This is a genomic window from Chitinophaga sp. 22308 (assembly GCF_052045305.1).
In the GTDB taxonomy this organism is placed as follows: domain Bacteria; phylum Bacteroidota; class Bacteroidia; order Chitinophagales; family Chitinophagaceae; genus Chitinophaga; species Chitinophaga varians_A.
In genome coordinates this window covers 175,253-193,042 of sequence record NZ_JBQEOP010000007.1, presented here as the reverse complement: position 1 = coordinate 193,042, position 17,790 = coordinate 175,253, and the positions used below count along the sequence as shown (strand labels likewise).

Here is a 17,790-nt window from a genome sequence, read left to right as displayed (position 1 = left end):
TCAGATTTTAAATTATCGATATAGTGGAATGGTTCAAAAATTTCTATGAAGGCTTCGTATTTGTTTTCGGCTGCGTGATGCTGCTGATGTATGCCTTGCTCGCCTTGCTGTCGTTGCGGGGCATCCGGCGTTTCCAGCGTACGACCAGCTATGTCGACTATACGAAAATGCTGGACTCCCCGCTGGCGCCCGGCATCTCCGTTATTGCGCCGGCCTACAACGAAGGCGTGACCATCATCTCCAACGTACGCTCGCTGCTCACGCTGGTGTATCCCAAATATGAAGTGATCATCATCAATGATGGCAGTACTGATGACACATTGGAGAAACTGATCAGCGAATTTGAGTTACAGGAAGTGGACTTCGCCTATAACGAGCGGATCAAGTCCCAGCCTGTCAAACGTGTCTTTAAGTCGGTCAATAATGTTTACGACAAGCTGCTTGTCATCGATAAAGTAAATGGTAAAAGCAAGGCGGATGCGTCCAATGCCGGTATCAATGCCGCCGCCTATAATTATTTTCTCTGTACCGATGTAGACAGTATCCTGGAGAAAGATACCCTGTTACGTTTGATCAAACCTTTTATGGACGAAGAGCACCAGCGGGTCAAGGCCATAGGCGAGCCCTGTCCCGAATGTGGTTACGTGCATTTCGAGGAAGACAGCGTGCGGGTAATTGCCACCGGCGCCACGCTGCGGCTGGCCAATTCCTGCGAGGTGGACGAAGGCGTGATCACCCGGGTAAGGCCGCCACGTCAATGGCTGCCGCGCTTCCAGGAGATGGAGTATATCCGCGCCTACGTACTCGGCAAAATGGGCTGGAGCCTTATCAACTGCGTACCCAACGTGTCCGGCGGCCTCGGGCTGTTTGACAAGGAAATAGCCATCAAAGCCGGTGGCTATGACAGCCAGTCGTTCGCAGAAGATATGGACATCGTTACCCGTATGTGTACGTACATGATCGACAACAAGCTGAAATACGCCATCCGTTATATACCCACCTCGCAATGCTGGACAGAAGGGCCTCCCACCCTGAAAGTCTTCAGCCGGCAGCGTACCCGCTGGGGCCGCGGCCTTGCCGAGATCATCACTATGCACCGCAGGGTGCTGTTTCATCCGCGGTACAAACAACTGGGGCTGGTGGTGCTTCCCTATAACCTCCTTTTCGAATTCTTAGCGCCCATCATTGAGTTCACTGGTATCCTGTTTTATATCTACCTGATCATTACCGGCCAGATCAACTGGCATTATGCCCTGGTATTATTGTCTTTTGTATACCTGTATTCTGTGATGATCACTACGCTGGCCATCTGGTGGGACCATATGACCTATCATTATTATAAAACCTGGCGGGAAGTGATAGGACTGGCCCTGATGGCTTTCCTGGAGCCTTTGTTTTATCACCCGCTGATCGTCTTTTTCGCCCTGAGAGGATATTATTATTTCCTGACCGGCAAAAAACACTCCTGGGGCAATATGCAGCGACAGGGCTTTGGCAAAAAGAAAACCGCAAACGCTTAGTACAAATTTTTTCTATAGATGAGGACATCCGTGTTGAAATATGTTTTACTGATAACCGCTACCGCAGCTGTTCTGCCGGGCATGGCACAAAACAAAAACAAAGGCCGGGCCGCCGAGCCGGTTTATGACGACGCCGTAAAAGCCATGCGGGCCAGGCAGTATCCGGAAGCCATCCGTCTTTCCCGGCAGGCGCTGGACCTGCAGCCCGATTTTGTGGACCAGCAGCTGCTGCTGGGCAGGCTCTATCAACTCACCGGGCAAAATGACAGCGCCCGCAAATATATCCGGCAGGTGCTGACCACCGCGCCCCGCTACCGCGATGCCTACCTCTATGCCATCAATATTGAACTGGCCCAAAAACAATACGAGGAAGCCGAATGTTATGCAGATATGGCGCTGGGTTATTTCAACGGCGACCGGGAATTTATGCTGAAAAAACTAGGTGTCATGGACGAAGCCCGCAAATTCTACCAGGGCAGCAATTACGCCAATACCCTGCTGGACAGGTATGGCGCCGACACCACCGTGCAGAAGGCCGTGACAGGCCATTTCCTGCTGGCAGGCAGCTACTTCCGTAAAAATAATTACAACAACCTCGCCCGTGACAACTACGAAAAGGCACTGATGACCGACCCATCCAACCAGGAAGCCAGGCAGGCACTAACGGGCATGGACATACGCAACAATAACTACAGCGCCGCCCTGGAACGGATAGAAGCCGAACTGGCCACCCATCCCAACTCCTATGATCTGCTGATGGCCAAACTGGAGATGCTGCACGAGTTGCACCGTTATCCTGAAGCTATCAGTCTCCTTGAAAATATCATCAAACGTTTTCCGGGAGACACCAAGGCCCGCAGCCAGCAGGTGCCTTTACGCATGGAAGCTGCCGCCTATTATACCAACACCGACCCATACGCGCTGTATGCCAGCATACTCGAAAAAAATCCCGGCAACCAGGACGCCCTGCAGAAGCTGATCGGCCTGAGCGTGTCCCGCGGCTCCTACCGCGAAGCGCTCAACTGGATCAACCTTGGCCTGAAAAGCCATCCTGATGACGCCCGGCTGCTGGGCCTGAAGGCAGACATGCTGGAGAGCGACCGCAAGTACACAGAGGCCGCCATGATCTCTGAAAAGCTGCTACAGCGGCAACCTGGCAACGCCGCCGAACGTGAACGCCTCGGCCGGCTCTATCTTGCCAGCGGCCGCGAATACCTCGTACAACAACAATACCCGGAAGCGCTCACGGCATTCGAAAATGCCCTCCGCACCACGCCTGCCGATACCGCCGCGCCGGACCTGCTGGCCAATACCTACCTGCTGCAGAAAAAACCCGCGCAGGCGGTAACAGTCCTGGACCAAGCCTTACAACAGCATCCCGGCAATGCACGTTTCCTGTTGAAAAAAGCCAACATACTGGCCGATATGGGCCAGTACGACCAGGCCACCGCTATTATGGAATCCCTGTTGCAGCAGTATCCGGTCAACGCGCAATACTCATCCCTGCTACAGGACATCCATCTCAGCGCCGGCAGAATACTGATGCAGAACGAAGAATATGAACAAGCCAAAAGGCAGTTCCAGGCGGTACTGGCCTTACAGCCCGGCCAGCCCGAGGCGCTGCAATACCTGATCAACGCAGAAAGCGCCATGCAACAGCCGGACAGCGCACTGGCACGGCTGGACCAGGCATTGCAACAAGATCCGCATAACCGGGAGCTGTTATTTAAGAAAGCCGGCATCCTTAGCACGCAACATCAGTACGCAGCTGCCGGCGCCATCCTCGACAGCCTGCGGCAGCAATACCCTTTTACCGTAAAATACCGTAACGCCTATACGGACAATCTGCTTGCCGCCGGCACCACCGCACAGCGCCGTCAACAGCCCGACAGCGCGCTGCAAACTTTCCGCCAGGTGCTGGCCATCAACCGGAAAGACTCTGCTGCATTGCTGTATACCATCAACCTGTACAACGGGAAAGGCGACTATGACAGCGCACTGGTATACGCAGACCAGGGGCTCCGCTATTATCCGGACAACGCGGCGTTCCTTGAAAAACGGGTCGTTACCCTGGAGAATAAAAAAGACTATAGCGCCGCTTCGCTGGCAGCAGATTCCCTGTTACGGTACAGCAACACCACGGCACATACGGATTACGCCGACTACCTGCGCAGCAAAACGCTCAAAAACCAATTCGGGCTCTTCTTCCTGCGCTCCAGTTATGACTATGGCACCAGTCGCTGGTACAACATTGCCACCGCGGAATACCGCCATTTTATGAAGCGCGGCAGCTATGCCGCGAGGCTGAACTACGGCGGACGGGCAGAAGGCACCGGCGTGATGGGCGAAGCAGAATTGTACTACACCCATAACCGTCGCAATTATTCGTATGCCCTTGCCAGTTATGCCAATTCAGACGTGTTCCCTACCGCCCGGCTGGCGTACTCACTCTTCCATACTTTTGGAAAAAGCATAGAAGCGGAGCTGGGCGGACGTTACCTGAAGGCAGACACTTCCAACGTATACTCCGGCGTGGTATCGGTGGCTAACCGGTTCAACGATTTCTATGTGAACCTTCGCGCCTACTTCATCAGTGACCAGCCGCATTTTTATACCTCCTTCAATCTTACCACCCGGTACTATATGAACCGTGATCAGGATTATCTGCTGCTGGTGGCAGGTTTGGGCACCTCTCCTGATGACCGCAGCCGGCTGGTGCAGTTCCCGCAACTGGCAGGGCTGCTTACCCGCAGCGTAGGCGCCGGTTACCAGAAAACCATCCGGTACCGCACTACACTGGGGTTGTACGGCACCTGGATCAACCAAAAGATCAGCCCCACCATTTTTCAGAACCAGTATGATATCTTTGTAACGGTACAACGAAAATTCTAACCAAATTTATGCGCAGGAAGATGACATACCTACTTTACATTATGACGTTGTTCGGTTACGGCTGCCAATCCCTTACCGGCGGCGATATCGCGTTGGTATCGGGCGGTAAAAGCAACTACGTGATCGTATTGCCCGCTGATGCGGGCAAGAACGACCAGCATGCCGCTGACGTGCTGAAAGACTATGTAAAAAGGATGTCCGGCGCCAGCCTGAACATCGTCAAAGAAAATACCTTAAAAGACAAAAACCAGCCTGCTATATTTATCGGCCACACCGATCATGCGGCTAATATCAATACCGGGAAAATAAAGCCCGAAGGGTTTATGCTGGCCACCGATTCACGCGATGTGTATGTGATCGGCGGCAGCGGCAAAGGCGTGGTCTATGGCGTATATACACTGCTGGAACAATACTTCGGCTGCCGCAAATACAGTCAGGCTCCCGCCACCGTGCCCAAAGTTAAAGACGTACGCGTGCCGGCACAATTACATGACCTGCAGGAGCCGGCTTTCATCTACCGTGAAACCTACTACCCTGCTGCGTTTGACAATGAATACCTCGAATGGCACAAGCTGCACCGCTTTGAAGACCTCTGGGGCCTGTGGGGCCACTCTTTCTTTAAGCTGGTGCCGCCCCGCGCCTGGTTCTCCTCCCATCCGGAATACTTCGCCCTGGTGAAAGGCATCCGGCAGCCTACACAGCTGTGCCTCAGCAACGAAAACGTATTACGTTTGGTGGTGGATTCATTGCGGCAGGCCATTAAAGAAAACCCGGACGCCATGTACTGGTCCGTTTCACAGGAAGATGGGGGCGGCTACTGCACCTGCGACCTTTGCCGCAAAGCAGACGACGAAGAAGGCGGTCCCTCCGGGTCGCTGATACGTTTCGTGAACAAGGTGGCAGCGCAGTTCCCGGAGCGGCAATTCACCACGCTGTCGTATCTGTATTCCTCTAAGCCGCCGCAACGTACCAAGCCGGCCGCCAATGTGATCATCATGCTCAGCTCCATAGATGCGCTGCGACAGGAGCCACTAAGCACCATTCCTTCAGCTGCTGCTTTCCGCAAAAACCTGGATGCCTGGGGCACGGTCACATCACGTCTCTTTGTCTGGGATTATACCACCCAGTTCACCAACTACCTGGCGCCTTTCCCGGACTACGCCAACCTGCAGCCCAACCTGCAATACCTGTCGGGCCACAAAGTAAGCGGCGTATTCTCACAAGGTAGCGGCGACACGCACAGCGACATGGCGGAATTCAACGCCTACGTACAAGCCAAATACCTCTGGGACCCCAAGACAGCTGTTGATAAATTACAGGATGATTTTTTACAGGGGTACTATGGCAAAGCCGGCAAAAACATGCGGCACTACCTGGACGCGCTGGAGAACACGCTCAAACAAACCAAAGCCCCGCTTGATATTTACGGCAACCCGGTCAACCACCACCGCGACTACCTTTCGCCGCTGGCTATTGACACTTACAGCAAACTGCTCGACAAGGCCGAAGCGGCCGTGGAAACACAGCCTGAATTGTTAAAACGAGTGTATACGGCACGGTTACCACTGGAATATACTGTTCTGCAACAGTCTCGTTTTTTCGGCACCGAACCGCACGGCTACCTCGAAGCCAAGGGCAAAGAATATGCGGTTAATCCGCGCTGGCCGGAAAGAGTACGGAAATTTACCGCCGCCTGTAAAGCAGCAGGTGTTACTACATTGGCCGAAGGCGGCGTGAGCCCCGACGGCTACCAACAGGAATGGGATAGTCTCCTGGCCCGCAAATGGATCAGCAGCCTGGCTTTCAGGGCACCGGTATCGCTGGTGAACCCGCCGGCCCCGGAGTTCCCCGGCAAAGGCGCACAAACGCTCACCGACGGACTGGAAGGCGGCAGGGACTTCAGCCTCAACTGGCTGTACCTGTATGGTAAAGACCTTGTTGCCGTGATAGACCTTGGCACCGCCAAACCGGTCAATACGGTGTTTATGCATTTTCTCCAGGACGCCCGTCATTATATTTTTAATCCGTCCCGCGTAAGTATTGCTGTATCAGAAGATAACACCCATTTCACGGACGTAGGGGAACAGGCCGTTACACCATTGCAGGGCGAAGATTATGATATCAAAAACACACCGGTGTCCTTCAAACTAACGGGGAAGGCTGTACGCTACATCCGGATCACCGGTGTTTGTCCAACGAATATTCCCGTGTGGCGGGAAGCACCTGAAAGCAAGCGCCCCGCCATCTGCTGTGATGAAATTTATGTACAATAATATCAGGGTAACTTGTTCAGTGCCAGCTGAACTGCTATAATGGCTTTATCCAGTTCTGTTGCCAGTACCTGCAACTGCTCCGCTGCAGGGCCGTTATTTTCGGTGTCCCGGATAGCTTTTTCCAGTCCGCTCAAACCGGCGTAGGTAGTTACGCTTCGCATACTGTGGCATATCTCTCCTATCCTTTTCGGATGCTGCGTCATGTCTTTTTCGGCCAGTTCCTGTCTGACCGATTTACAGTCGTCCAGCAACAGAGAGAGCGTTTCGCGGAGCAGCGGGTCCTGATCGTTGTCACTGCCGAGGTAGCCCATCAGTACGGAGAGGTCTAACGGATGGATGTCCGCCGGTTGCGGCGTGGCATTGTCGTCACTGCTCACCCATTTATTGACCAGCTCCAGGATTTCGTCTTCCACAAAAGGTTTCGACAGAAAGTCGTCCATGCCGGCGGCGTGGCATCGTTCGCGTTCACCTTTGGTATTGCCGGCGGTCAGTGCTATCACCGGCGTATGTTTTTCCGGAAACAGCTCCCGGATACGGCGGGTGGCATCGTATCCGTTCATCTCCGGCATTTGAATATCCATAAATATGAGGTCGGGCTGTTCACCGGCGTAGAGCGATACCGCTTCCTGGCCGGTCCTGGCTTCTATGATGGTGGAAGTGGGTATCGAACGGGAGATAATGGTTTTAATCAGGAGCATATTGACATTATTGTCTTCCGCCAGCAATACCTTTAAAGAAGCGCGGTCCGGCTTCCGCTTTTGCTGCACGGATTCTCCGGAGCCGTCCTGGTCCGTGTTCTTCATGGACAGATGCGCCAACGCATTGTACAGGTCCTGCATTTTGACCGGCTTCACCAGCCGTTGTTCCACTTTCAGTTCTTCACAAACCCGTTGTACCGTTTCATCATCTGAAGAACTGTACAACAGTACCACGGGGGTCCAGGTGCCCAGCTGGTCGGCCATCTTCCGCATTTTACGAAGCGTTTCCAGTCCATCCATGACCGGCATGTGGTAGTCCATCAATACAGCGTCGTAAGTGCGGCCTTCCATCAGCAGCTGCAAGGCTTCAAAGCCGCTTTTGGCCATGTCTGTCTCAATACCTTTCAGCAGCAGCATCTGTTGCAGGATAGTGCGGTTATGTTCATTATCATCTGTCACCAGTACTTTTTTCACCGCTTCAATATGCTGCCATGTCATGGGCGGGCCATCGGCTGTTTCCGCCGTTATTTCGAAAAAGAAAGTGCTTCCCTTTCCCGGTTCGCTCTGTAGTTGCAACCGGCTGTTCATCAATGCCAGCAGTTTGTTGGAGATGGTGAGGCCAAGGCCCGTACCACCATATCTTTTGGTGATGGAGATATCTTCCTGGGAGAATGCTTCAAAGATTTTTTCCTGGCGCTCCTTCCGGATACCGATACCAGTGTCGGACACCTCGAACCGGATGGTGCGGCGGTAGGCCGTATCAGCCGGCGAAACGGGATATACCTTCAGGCCTACTTCGCCTTTTTCCGTAAACTTGACCGCGTTGGAGAGCAGGTTGACCAATATCTGTTTCAGCCGCAGCTGGTCGGTCCAGATGAACCGGGGCAGCTCAGCGGATATATCATAAATCATTTCGAGGCCTTTGCTTTGCGCCTGGAACTTCACCATATCGCTTACCTGGCCGCTCACTTCGAAGATGTCGAGCTTCTGCACGTCCAGTTCCAGTTTACCGGCTTCTATCTTCGAAAAATCCAGGATATCGTTGATAATGTTCAGCAGGGTGCCGGCACTTTGGTTTACAATAGACAGGTACTGGTGTTGTACATCATTGAGCTGTGTTTTCAGTACGAGATCGGTAAAGCCGATGATACCATTCAACGGGGTCCTGATTTCGTGGCTCATATTGGCCAGGAACTCAGATTTGGCCACACTCGCCTGTTCCGCCAGCAGTTTGGCCTGCCGCAGCTCTTCCTGGTGCAGCGCGATGGCGGTCACATCTTCCGTCAGAATGGTAATCCCTCCTACGCCGCCATCATGATTAAACCATGGTCTTATCTCCCAGCGCAGATGCTGGTCATGTTTCCATTCCGGCGGCCGCCAGATGAATTCCCCGTTTTTGTGTGTTTTGCCGGCAACCGTATCACGGTAGATCTGTTTGAAACCTTCCGGTATGTTGGGCAACAGTTCATAGACGGTTTTCCCGTAAAGCGCCTGGCCTTTCAGCTGGTTGTCTTCTTCCCATGCGTTGCTACAGGCGATGATCCGCAGTCTTTTGTCCAGCATTACCACCGCCGCAGGGGTATGTTCCACAAAAGCAGAGAGCTTTGATTTTTCATCGAGCAGCAGTTGTTCCGCTTTCTTGCGGTCGGTAATATCGGTGGCGATGTGCAGATACCCTGTCAGTTCGTTGTCCATGTTATAGATGGCCGATATGACGAGGGACACGTTTACAGCAGAACCATCTTTCCGTATGTAAGTCCATTCCTGCTGAGCTGTTTGCCGATGCCGGGCAGCCGCCACTGCAAATATTTCCATGGGGGCGACGCGCTGCGCCGCGGCCCTTTCGGACAATTCAGCCGGTTCGTGAAACGTGGCCGGTGTTTGTTTACCGACAATCTCCCGGGCAGTATAGCCCAGGAGATTTTCCGCGCCTTTATTGAACAGGGTGATAGTGCCATCCAGCGCCGTAGCAATGATACTGACATCGATGGCGGACTGCAGAACGTCTTCCAACAGTTTGCGTGACCGCTGTATTTCTTCTTCCAGCCGCTTCTGCCGGTCGATGTCCTGGAATGTGCCGTACAGGCGGATGCATTTGCCATCTCTGATTTCAGGGCTGCCGATAGAGCGTACCCAGATATTTCTGCCTTTAGCCGTAACGATCTCCAGTTCAATGTCCCACGGCTCATGAAATTCTATTCCTCTGTTTACCACCTCCTCCATTGCGGTACGGTTGGCGCCTTTATAGAAGTGGAGGGCGCCTTCCAGCGTTGGCACAAAATCGTCATCTACTTCATGAATATGGCGGGTCACATCCGACCAGTAAGGCAGTTGTTTCATGACATCAAACTGCCAGAAGCCGATCCTGGCCACGCTATTGGTCTGTTCCAGCATCTGGGTGGTCAGCTTCAGGTCTTTTTCCAGTGCATGCCTCAACGTTATATCCAGCGCGTTAGCTATCACGTAAGGGTTTCCGTCGATAGAGTATTCAAGCACGTTGTTGTACAGCCAAATGCGTATGCTGCCATCGCGATGGCGTGTATGCATGATACCGCTGACCTGTTTTTCTTTTTTGATGGCCTCGAGATATTCATACACGCCTTCCGCAAATGCAGCGGGGACGATATCCCAGAGCGTACCGCCGATGATTTCTTCCGGCTGGTAACCCAGGCTTTCAGCGCTCGCGCGGTTTACCGCCAGCAGTTTTCCTTCGAGGTTATGCATACACATCATACCCCTGGAGTTATTAAAAAACACCCTGAACTGGTGTTCGCTTTCCTGCAACTGGCGTTCCCGCTGGATCTCCTGTGTGATGTCCCTGCCTACGGCGAAGATATTGCCGTTCGCCATTTCGGGAGAAGCCATCCACTGCAGCCATACATATTCACCGTTTGTCTTACGCATACGGTTGACAAAGTTGACCGTATTGATGCCTTCGTTCAGGCCTTTCAGTTGTTCCGCTGAACTGTCGGCATCTTCCGGATGAATGATATCAAACACCGGGCGGCCCAGTATTTCCTCTGGTTTCCAGCCCAGCACCTTTGAGAAGGCGGGGTTCACCAAATCAAAGGTGCCGCCGCTGCCTACCAGACAGAACAGATCATTGGACAATAGAAAAAACTTGCGGAAATATTCCATTTCCTCCGTGCGCGCAGAAGCCGACTGGTTTAACATAGCATGTGGTTAATAGTGCTGTCAATTTACGAAAACTAAACACATTCACCACTTCCTTTTCTGTTCAATCAACTGTTTTTCAACACAATCCGGTAGCGTGCCTTGCCTGCTTCCAGGTGGCGGATGGCTTCGTTCACCTGTTCCATAGGATACTCCTCTACTATGGGATAGATGTTGTGGCGCACGCAGAAATCGAGCATTTTCCGGATCGTTGCCGGTCCGCCGCCAGGGCTTCCTGCAACAGATTTCTGTCCGGCGATCATATCAAAAACAGGAACGGCGATGGGCTCCTGTGTGATGCCCACCATATGCAGTTTTCCTTTGGGTGCGAGGCAACTCAGGAATACATTCCATTCCAGCGGCACGTTCACGGTGCTCAATATAAAATCCAGTTGTCCCTGCACACTTTTCAGTGCGGCAGCATCTGTGGAATCGATCACGCGGGTGGCGCCCATGCTGCGGATTTCGTCGTACTTGGAGGGATTAGAACTAAAGGCAACCACCTCGCAGCCCCAATGTTGCAGGATGCGCAACGCCAGGTGCCCGAGACCACCGATACCGATCACGCCTACCCTGTCTGTGGGTTTCACGCCTTCCAACAGCAACGGGTTAAAGACAGTGAGCCCCGCACAGAGCAGCGGACCGGCTTTGGCCATATCAATATCTTTAGGCAACGGGATCACCCATGACCGGTGGCCCCGCACGATATCCGCAAATCCTCCGGGGCGGTCTATCAACATCTGTTCTGCCTCGGCGCACAATTGCTGATTACCTTCCTGACAATGATGGCAATGCATGCACGATTCCGAGAACCAGCTAAGGCCCACTTTATCGCCTACCCGTAAGCCTTTCACATGGCTGCCGGTGCGAATTACTTCTCCCACCACTTCATGCCCCGGCACCAGCGGATAACGTGAAACACCCCAGTCATTATTGATCATGCTCAGGTCTGAGTGACAGAGCCCGCAATAAGCCACTTTGATATCCACCTGTTCAGCACCGATCTCAGGCAGTTCATATTCATATCTTTCCAGCCTTCCGTGAGGCGCTTTGGCTGCGTAGCCGCTAACTTTCGTCATACAATAAGAATTTTTCAGACCGTAAAATTATCGGGCAGACGGGCATGAAAGTTCATCTTATCAATGGAAAAAGTATAAAAATCAAAGGGCGTGCGCACGCACGTGCCTGGGAGCGTGACCTGTTTGTTTTTTAAAGAAACCAGAGAAGTAGTTAGGGGATTCAAATCCAAGACAGTTGGCGATAGTGGCCACCGGCCAATCGGTATGGCGTAACAGCGCTTTCGCTTCCTGTAATATCCGGTCAGCAATATGCGTGGACGTTGATTTGCCGGTCACTTCCCGCACCGCGTGGTTCAGATGATTGACATGTACCGCCAGGGCCTGGGCATAGTCGCCGGCAGCGCGTAGCGCCAGTTGCCGCCCTGGGGAATCTATCGGGAACTCACGCTCCATGCGCTCGAAAAAATTGGCCGTAATGCGTTCCGCTGCATTCTGCTGACGGATACTGATGGTATGGGGTGTTATCTTCAATGCTTCATGTACCAGCAGCTGGAGATAGTTGCGCAACAGGTCATATTTATAAAGATAGTCTGACTGCATTTCTTCCAGCATGTGCTGAAAGATGCCCGTGATGCGTTTTTCCTGCACTGCATCCAGGAAAAACACCGGACTGCTGCCGGGTTTGAAGAGCGGCGCCTGCTGCATACTTTCATTCCGTTCCCCGTTTTGCAGGAATGCTTGCTGAAACATACAGAAAAAGCCGGGTTGTTCAATGGACACCGGTTCCCAGCCAAAGGGCGTATGCGGATTAAAAAATACCAGGGCCGGGCGGTCGATCAATGTCTCCCGGTCATGCCAGCTCAGGCGGGACTGCCCCTGCAGAAGGGAAACTTTATAATAATCGCGCCGGTTGTAGATATGAGGTACAGTACAGTGGTCGCCGTTTTCAAATACATTAAACAAGCGGCTTCCCTCTCCTATGATGCCTCTGTCGTCATAAAATGCCGCTATCGTTTCCTTTCTTCCCATGACTTCAAAATTAAGAAAATCAAAGAATAAAAACGTACCTTAAATGCACAACTCTTCCATATGAAAACGTATCTCTTAGCGTTGTTCTCTTGTTTTTTCCTGGCTGCCCATGCGCAGTCTGATCTGGCCGTTGTAGGCGCCCGCGTATATCCGTCACCGGGAGCGCCGCCTATTGAACATGGTGTGGTGCTCATCAAAAACGGAAAGATCGTCGCCGTGGGTGACCAGCAGCGGGTGAAAGTACCGGCCAACTTGCGTGTCGTAGACGGCAAAGGGCTGGTGTTACTGGCAGGCTTCTGGAATTCGCATGTGCATTTTATGAGCCCGGTGTGGGAACATGCCGACAGTCTGCCTGCGGCGCAGCTCACCGCGCAGCTGACTGAAATGCTGACCAGTCATGGGTTTACCCATGCATTTGACCTGGCCACGCTCAACTTCCGTAATCTGCGTGCCTTGCGGGACCGGGTACGGTCTGGCGAAGTGGACGGGCCTGCTATTCTAAGTGCCGGCGAACCGTTTGTGCCACCTAATGGCAGTCCTTTTTATGTACGCCCTATCAAGCTGCCCGAAATCAGTACGCCCGAGGACGCTGTGGCTTACGTTAAAAAGCAGCTCGATGCCGGCGCTGATGCTATTAAAATATGGTCTGCCTCCCCAATAGGCGACAACAAGATAGTGGCGATGCCGGTTGATATCATAAAAGCAGCCACTACTACCGCGCACCAGTACCACAAGCCGGTATTCGCGCACCCTACCTCTGATACCGGAATGCGTGTAGCCGTCGCCGGTGGCGTGGACATATTGGCCCATGTGTCGCCGGATGGCTATGTAGCGTGGAAACAGGCGGACGTGGATATGTTACGGCAGCATCATGTGGCCGTTATCCCCACCCTGAAACTGTACAAATGGGAACTGGAAAGGAACAAAGTACCCAACCCGGAAGAACACAAACTCGTGAAAACTGCGATAGAACAGATTGGCGTGTTTGCCAAAGGGGGCGGCGAGATCCTGTTCGGTACGGACGTAGGTTATATATCAGATTTCAGCACAGAAGATGAATTTCGTTTTCTCGGCGCTGCAGGCCTCACTTTCGACCAGATACTGACCTCGCTGACCACCGCCCCGGCCAAACGCTTTGGCATGGCGGAACAGTCCGGGCGCATAGCCAAAGGGCTGGATGCGGACCTGGTACTGCTGAAAGCCGATCCTCATGCGGACGTCAGGAACTTCGCGGCGATAGCCTATACCATCCGAAAAGGAAAGGTGATCTATGATGCAAAGGCATCTGACCAAAAATAAAAAGCAATGGCTGTCTCTCAGAAAAGACAGCCATTGCTTTTTTATCATGATATTGGCCTGCCTCTGAAGCGCGTAGGCTGCATCCCGTAGGCGGCTTTAAACGCCCGGCTGAATGCCGCTGCATTTTCAAATCCGCATCTCCAGGCAATGTCCTGTACCTGCTCATTTGAATGTTGCAGCAGGCTGGCAGCCTGCTGAAGCCTGATAGTTGTCAGGTACTGATAAGGCGTGGTATGAAATACCGCCTTGAACTGTCTGACCAGTTGCGGCACAGACAGTCCTGCCAGCGCGCCGATACCGCCCAGGTCGATAGGCTCCCCGTGAGAGGAATGCAGTACATCCCTGGCAACGCATAAACGTCTGTATACTTCCTTCCGCGTGCTGGCTTTCACGGCGCTGACGCGTACGGTGTCCCTTATGTCCCGCTGATGTGCCCCTATCAGGTAACGCAGCAGGAAAACAAGGTACTCATCGGTCATAGCCTCGTTATAGCCGTTTGTTTCGAGCTGGCCGACAAGACCAGCCAACTGCCTGGCCATATCCGGGGTGATGGGACGAAGCGTCTGGAAAAATTCGGGCACACAGCCACCGCCTGAGGCGGGACAATCCAGCGATAGCTCGTCGCTGTGAAGCGTATCAAATAACACCGATGCTGCAAAATCATTTTTAAAGAAGATAGACAGGCTCCGTACTTTCTCGTTACTGCTAATGCGACAGGAATAACGCTGTTCATTGTTCAGCAGCAGAAACTGGCCCGGACGGATAATTATCTGCCGGCCATCAACACCATAGGTCTCTTCCCCGCTCAGCACGGTTTTAATGGAGAGGCAGCCCACATGGTCGTCGCAATGGCTTTGTTTACTCTCCGCATGGAAAATAATATTGTGCTTCTTGAATTTATTAAAATGCAGGGCCTCATCAAACCCAGGCTGCGTATGATCTGGTAAACGGGTGAAATACATGTGACCTGTACAAAAATCGTCATGATGAAGTTAGCACTTTAAGTTAAACTTTTACAGCAACGGAAAATTGAGCATTTTGGCATAGACGCGTCGCCGGGCAGCGTATATTTTCGCGCTCTATGAAACGATTCACGATATTGATATTGATGTTGACAGCCTGTCTGCCGTTAACGACTGTGTTTGCGCAGCAGGAAACCTGGATTACCAACGCGAGCCTGGTTGACCCGGCCAGGAAGACCATCCAACACGGCATGACCGTGGTTTTTAAAGAAAACCTGATCACCGCCGTCCATAAAAGGAAAGCTCCTGAAAATGCAGTGGTCATTGATGCGGGCGGAAAATACCTCATGCCCGGCCTAACGGATGCGCATGTACATTTTTTTCAGAGCGGCGGACTGTATACCCGGCCGGATTTTATCGACCTGCGCAAAATCCGGCCCTATGAAGAGGAAATAAAAGAAGTGCATAAGGGACTTGAACAGCAGTTGCGTCGTTATGTGCAAAATGGCATTACCACGGTCTTTGACGTAGGTACCACCTATCACCTGCTCAACCGGAGAAAAGAAATGGGAGAATGGGCCGTAGCGCCACAGGTATACATGGCCGGCCCCATTATCACGACGGCGGCCAATCCCGCATATGACAGCCTGAAAGACGACGCACCGTTTGCAAGGGCCACTACCGCGACAGAAGGCCGCAGGCTGGTGGAGGAGCAATTACCTTACAAACCGGACCTTATCAAGCTGGTGTTCAGGCCCAGAGGCAAAGCAGCCGATTACCTGCCCGTTGTGCAGGCAGTCATTGACCAGGCGCATCTTCATGGCCTCAGGGTGGCCGTGCATGCCACCGAGCGGACCGCCGCACAGCTGGCGGCGGAAGCAGGTGCAGATTTTCTCGTACACAGTGTGGGAGATGAAGTATTGGATGACGCCTTTGTGGCACTGATCAAAAAGAAAAAGATAGTGATTTGCCCTACCCTGTTAATGGAAGATGGCTACCTGCACACGTTTGACCAGTCGCGCGTGTTTACAGCCCGCGAGCTGACATACGCTGAACCGTTTGCCCTTGGCAGCCTCTATGACCTGAAACAGCTGCCGGATACCGCCATCGCGCGCCTCTACCAAATAAAAGCAGCAGAACATACGCCCCAGACAGCAGCCATCAACCGTATCAGTCAACTGAACCTCAAAAAACTCAGTGATGCGGGGGTGACGATCGTCAGCGGAACAGACGCCGGCAATATCGGTACGCTGCATGCTGTCAGCCTGTTGCCGGAGCTGTTGCAAATGCAGCAAAGCGGGATGAGCAGCTGGCAGGTGCTGCAGTCGGCGACTGTCAATACTGCCGCCATCCTGAAACGTGCCAGTTATACCGGCAATATCACGGCCGGACAACCGGCCAACATGCTGCTGCTGGATGGTGATCCGATCGCCGACCTTCATCAGCTGGAGCATATTCACCGCGTTATCCGGAACGGACAGGTGATTGACCCGGACACGGTGATACATCATACGTCTGCATCGCTGGTGCAGCGGCAGCTCAACGCCTATAACAGCCGCAATATGGAGGCTTTCCTCTCGACGTATGCCGAAGACGCGGAACTGCTCAATTTCCCTGACAAACTGCTTCGCAAGGGAAAGGAAGACTTACGCAAGGCATATTTCTTTTTCGACATCGCCCGTTTGTTGCACTGCCGTATTGTGAAACGAATTACAGAAGGCAACTACGTTATCGACGAAGAGCATATTGTAGACGACCACGGCACACGTGGTGGCACCGCTATTTACCAGGTGGAAAAAGAGAAAATAAAAAAAGTATATTTTGTTAAATAACCAAATAAAAAAATAAAAGGCCGGGTCCACATTTTTCTTTATTTTTTCAGCTGAAAAACCAGTAAAAGAAAATGAGAAAGCGTGTTGTGACCCTCGGCCTGTTATGTGCAACGATAACTGTTTGTGCCCAGAATAAACTGTATTACTTCCCGACGGCCGACAGCGCCCGTGTTGGCGTAAAAAATGATCAGGGAAAGATTATCATCCCGGCTAAGTTTTCCGGCATTATCAACTACGACTTTGACCAGGCCATTACCGGCCCTACGGTAGAGTTCTATGATGTGTCCACGCCTGTAAAAACCCCGAAGCTGTCGCCCGCAGTGCCATGCGGAGAAGTGTTTGACCGAAAAGGGAAATTCCTTTATTACCCGCTGATGTACGACAATGGCCCGGATTACTGGGAAGAAGGGCTGCGCCGCTATGTGGAGAATGGGAAGGTTGGATTTGCAGACAGAAGCGGCCACAAGATAATTCCGGCAAAATGGGATTTCGTGTCGCCATTCAACTATGGTTATGCTACGGTATATGAAGGCGGATGGCAGAAAAAATATGAGCAAGGCGGTGAGCATTGGTATATATCAGCAACATCCAACAAAGCTGTCAGCTATCTGATCAACAAAAAAGGAGAACGGGTAAACCCGGGCGCACAGCGGCACCCAAAGGATTACAAAGATGCAGACCGGTACTACCCGTACCCGTTCCAATACAATGCCCTGGAGCAGAAAATCATCGACAGCCTGCAACAGCTGGATGTCATCAACGATATCAACCTCGTTAACCACTATGAAGACGGTCCCCGCAAAGACCGCCTACTTCAATTCGAAATAACGGAAAAGCCTGCACCGGGCTTTCCGTATTATACCGTGCAAGGCTATACGCAGCAACGTAAAGAAGACAACATGCAGTTTATTGTCAGCCAGGACGGGAAACAGTACCAATACCGGCCCTGGTCAGCTGAGGTGCCGGTGCCTATGCGGCAATGGATCATTGACCAACTCCATGAATGCAAGGCCTTCATGAAAGAACATACAGATGCTCCTTTTAAATTTGATGCAGACGCACGGTTAAAGGAATGGGCGCAACGCTAACGTT

General features: G+C 52.5%; 10 protein-coding genes. 6 read left to right on the top strand and 4 right to left on the bottom strand.

What is annotated here, in order from left to right; translation table 11 throughout:
• Positions 1–23: 23 nt before the first annotated feature.
• The 3 genes from ACTJJS_RS26710 to ACTJJS_RS26700 are packed head-to-tail and all read left to right on the top strand — an operon-like array spanning position 24 to position 6,685.
• The gene (locus ACTJJS_RS26710) at positions 24–1,520 is read left to right on the top strand and encodes a glycosyltransferase family 2 protein (protein ID WP_440666423.1); all 1,497 of its coding nucleotides are present in this window, start codon (positions 24–26) and stop codon (positions 1,518–1,520) included.
• A gap of 18 nt (positions 1,521–1,538) precedes the next feature.
• Positions 1,539–4,412 carry a tetratricopeptide repeat protein gene (locus ACTJJS_RS26705; RefSeq protein WP_440666421.1) on the top strand — a complete coding sequence of 958 codons (2,874 nt, stop codon included), beginning with the start codon at positions 1,539–1,541 and terminating at the stop codon, positions 4,410–4,412.
• Between the two features lie 20 nt (positions 4,413–4,432).
• The gene (locus tag ACTJJS_RS26700) at positions 4,433–6,685 is read left to right on the top strand and encodes a DUF4838 domain-containing protein (RefSeq protein ID WP_440666419.1); all 2,253 of its coding nucleotides are present in this window, start codon (positions 4,433–4,435) and stop codon (positions 6,683–6,685) included.
• A 2-nt stretch (positions 6,686–6,687) separates the two neighbouring features.
• Here ACTJJS_RS26700 and ACTJJS_RS26695 read toward each other — a convergent pair whose 3' ends face one another.
• The 3 genes from ACTJJS_RS26695 to ACTJJS_RS26685 all read right to left on the bottom strand — a co-directional run bounded on the left by ACTJJS_RS26695 (position 6,688) and on the right by ACTJJS_RS26685 (position 12,605).
• Positions 6,688–10,557 carry a PAS domain S-box protein gene (locus ACTJJS_RS26695; RefSeq protein WP_440666417.1) on the bottom strand — a complete coding sequence of 1,290 codons (3,870 nt, stop codon included), beginning with the start codon at positions 10,555–10,557 and terminating at the stop codon, positions 6,688–6,690.
• Between the two features lie 68 nt (positions 10,558–10,625).
• On the bottom strand, positions 10,626–11,636 hold the full coding sequence (gene ahr, locus ACTJJS_RS26690; protein ID WP_440666415.1) for an NADPH-dependent aldehyde reductase Ahr: 1,011 nt from the start codon (positions 11,634–11,636) through the stop codon (positions 10,626–10,628).
• An 81-nt stretch (positions 11,637–11,717) separates the two neighbouring features.
• On the bottom strand, positions 11,718–12,605 hold the full coding sequence (locus tag ACTJJS_RS26685; RefSeq protein ID WP_440666413.1) for a helix-turn-helix domain-containing protein: 888 nt from the start codon (positions 12,603–12,605) through the stop codon (positions 11,718–11,720).
• A gap of 60 nt (positions 12,606–12,665) precedes the next feature.
• Here ACTJJS_RS26685 and ACTJJS_RS26680 point away from each other — a divergent pair, with 60 nt between their 5' ends.
• A complete protein-coding gene (locus tag ACTJJS_RS26680) occupies positions 12,666–13,904 on the top strand; it encodes an amidohydrolase family protein (RefSeq protein ID WP_440666411.1) in 1,239 nt (412 codons plus the stop codon).
• Between the two features lie 44 nt (positions 13,905–13,948).
• On the opposite strand, the gene ACTJJS_RS26675 is transcribed toward ACTJJS_RS26680, so the two are convergent.
• Positions 13,949–14,866, bottom strand: coding sequence for a helix-turn-helix domain-containing protein (locus tag ACTJJS_RS26675; protein ID WP_440666409.1), 918 nt, complete (start codon positions 14,864–14,866; stop codon positions 13,949–13,951).
• A gap of 119 nt (positions 14,867–14,985) precedes the next feature.
• Here ACTJJS_RS26675 and ACTJJS_RS26670 point away from each other — a divergent pair, with 119 nt between their 5' ends.
• Positions 14,986–16,698 carry an amidohydrolase family protein gene (locus ACTJJS_RS26670; protein WP_440666407.1) on the top strand — a complete coding sequence of 571 codons (1,713 nt, stop codon included), beginning with the start codon at positions 14,986–14,988 and terminating at the stop codon, positions 16,696–16,698.
• Positions 16,699–16,769: 71 nt separating this feature from the next.
• On the top strand, positions 16,770–17,786 hold the full coding sequence (locus ACTJJS_RS26665) for a WG repeat-containing protein (RefSeq protein ID WP_440666406.1): 1,017 nt from the start codon (positions 16,770–16,772) through the stop codon (positions 17,784–17,786).
• Positions 17,787–17,790: the final 4 nt, after the last annotated feature.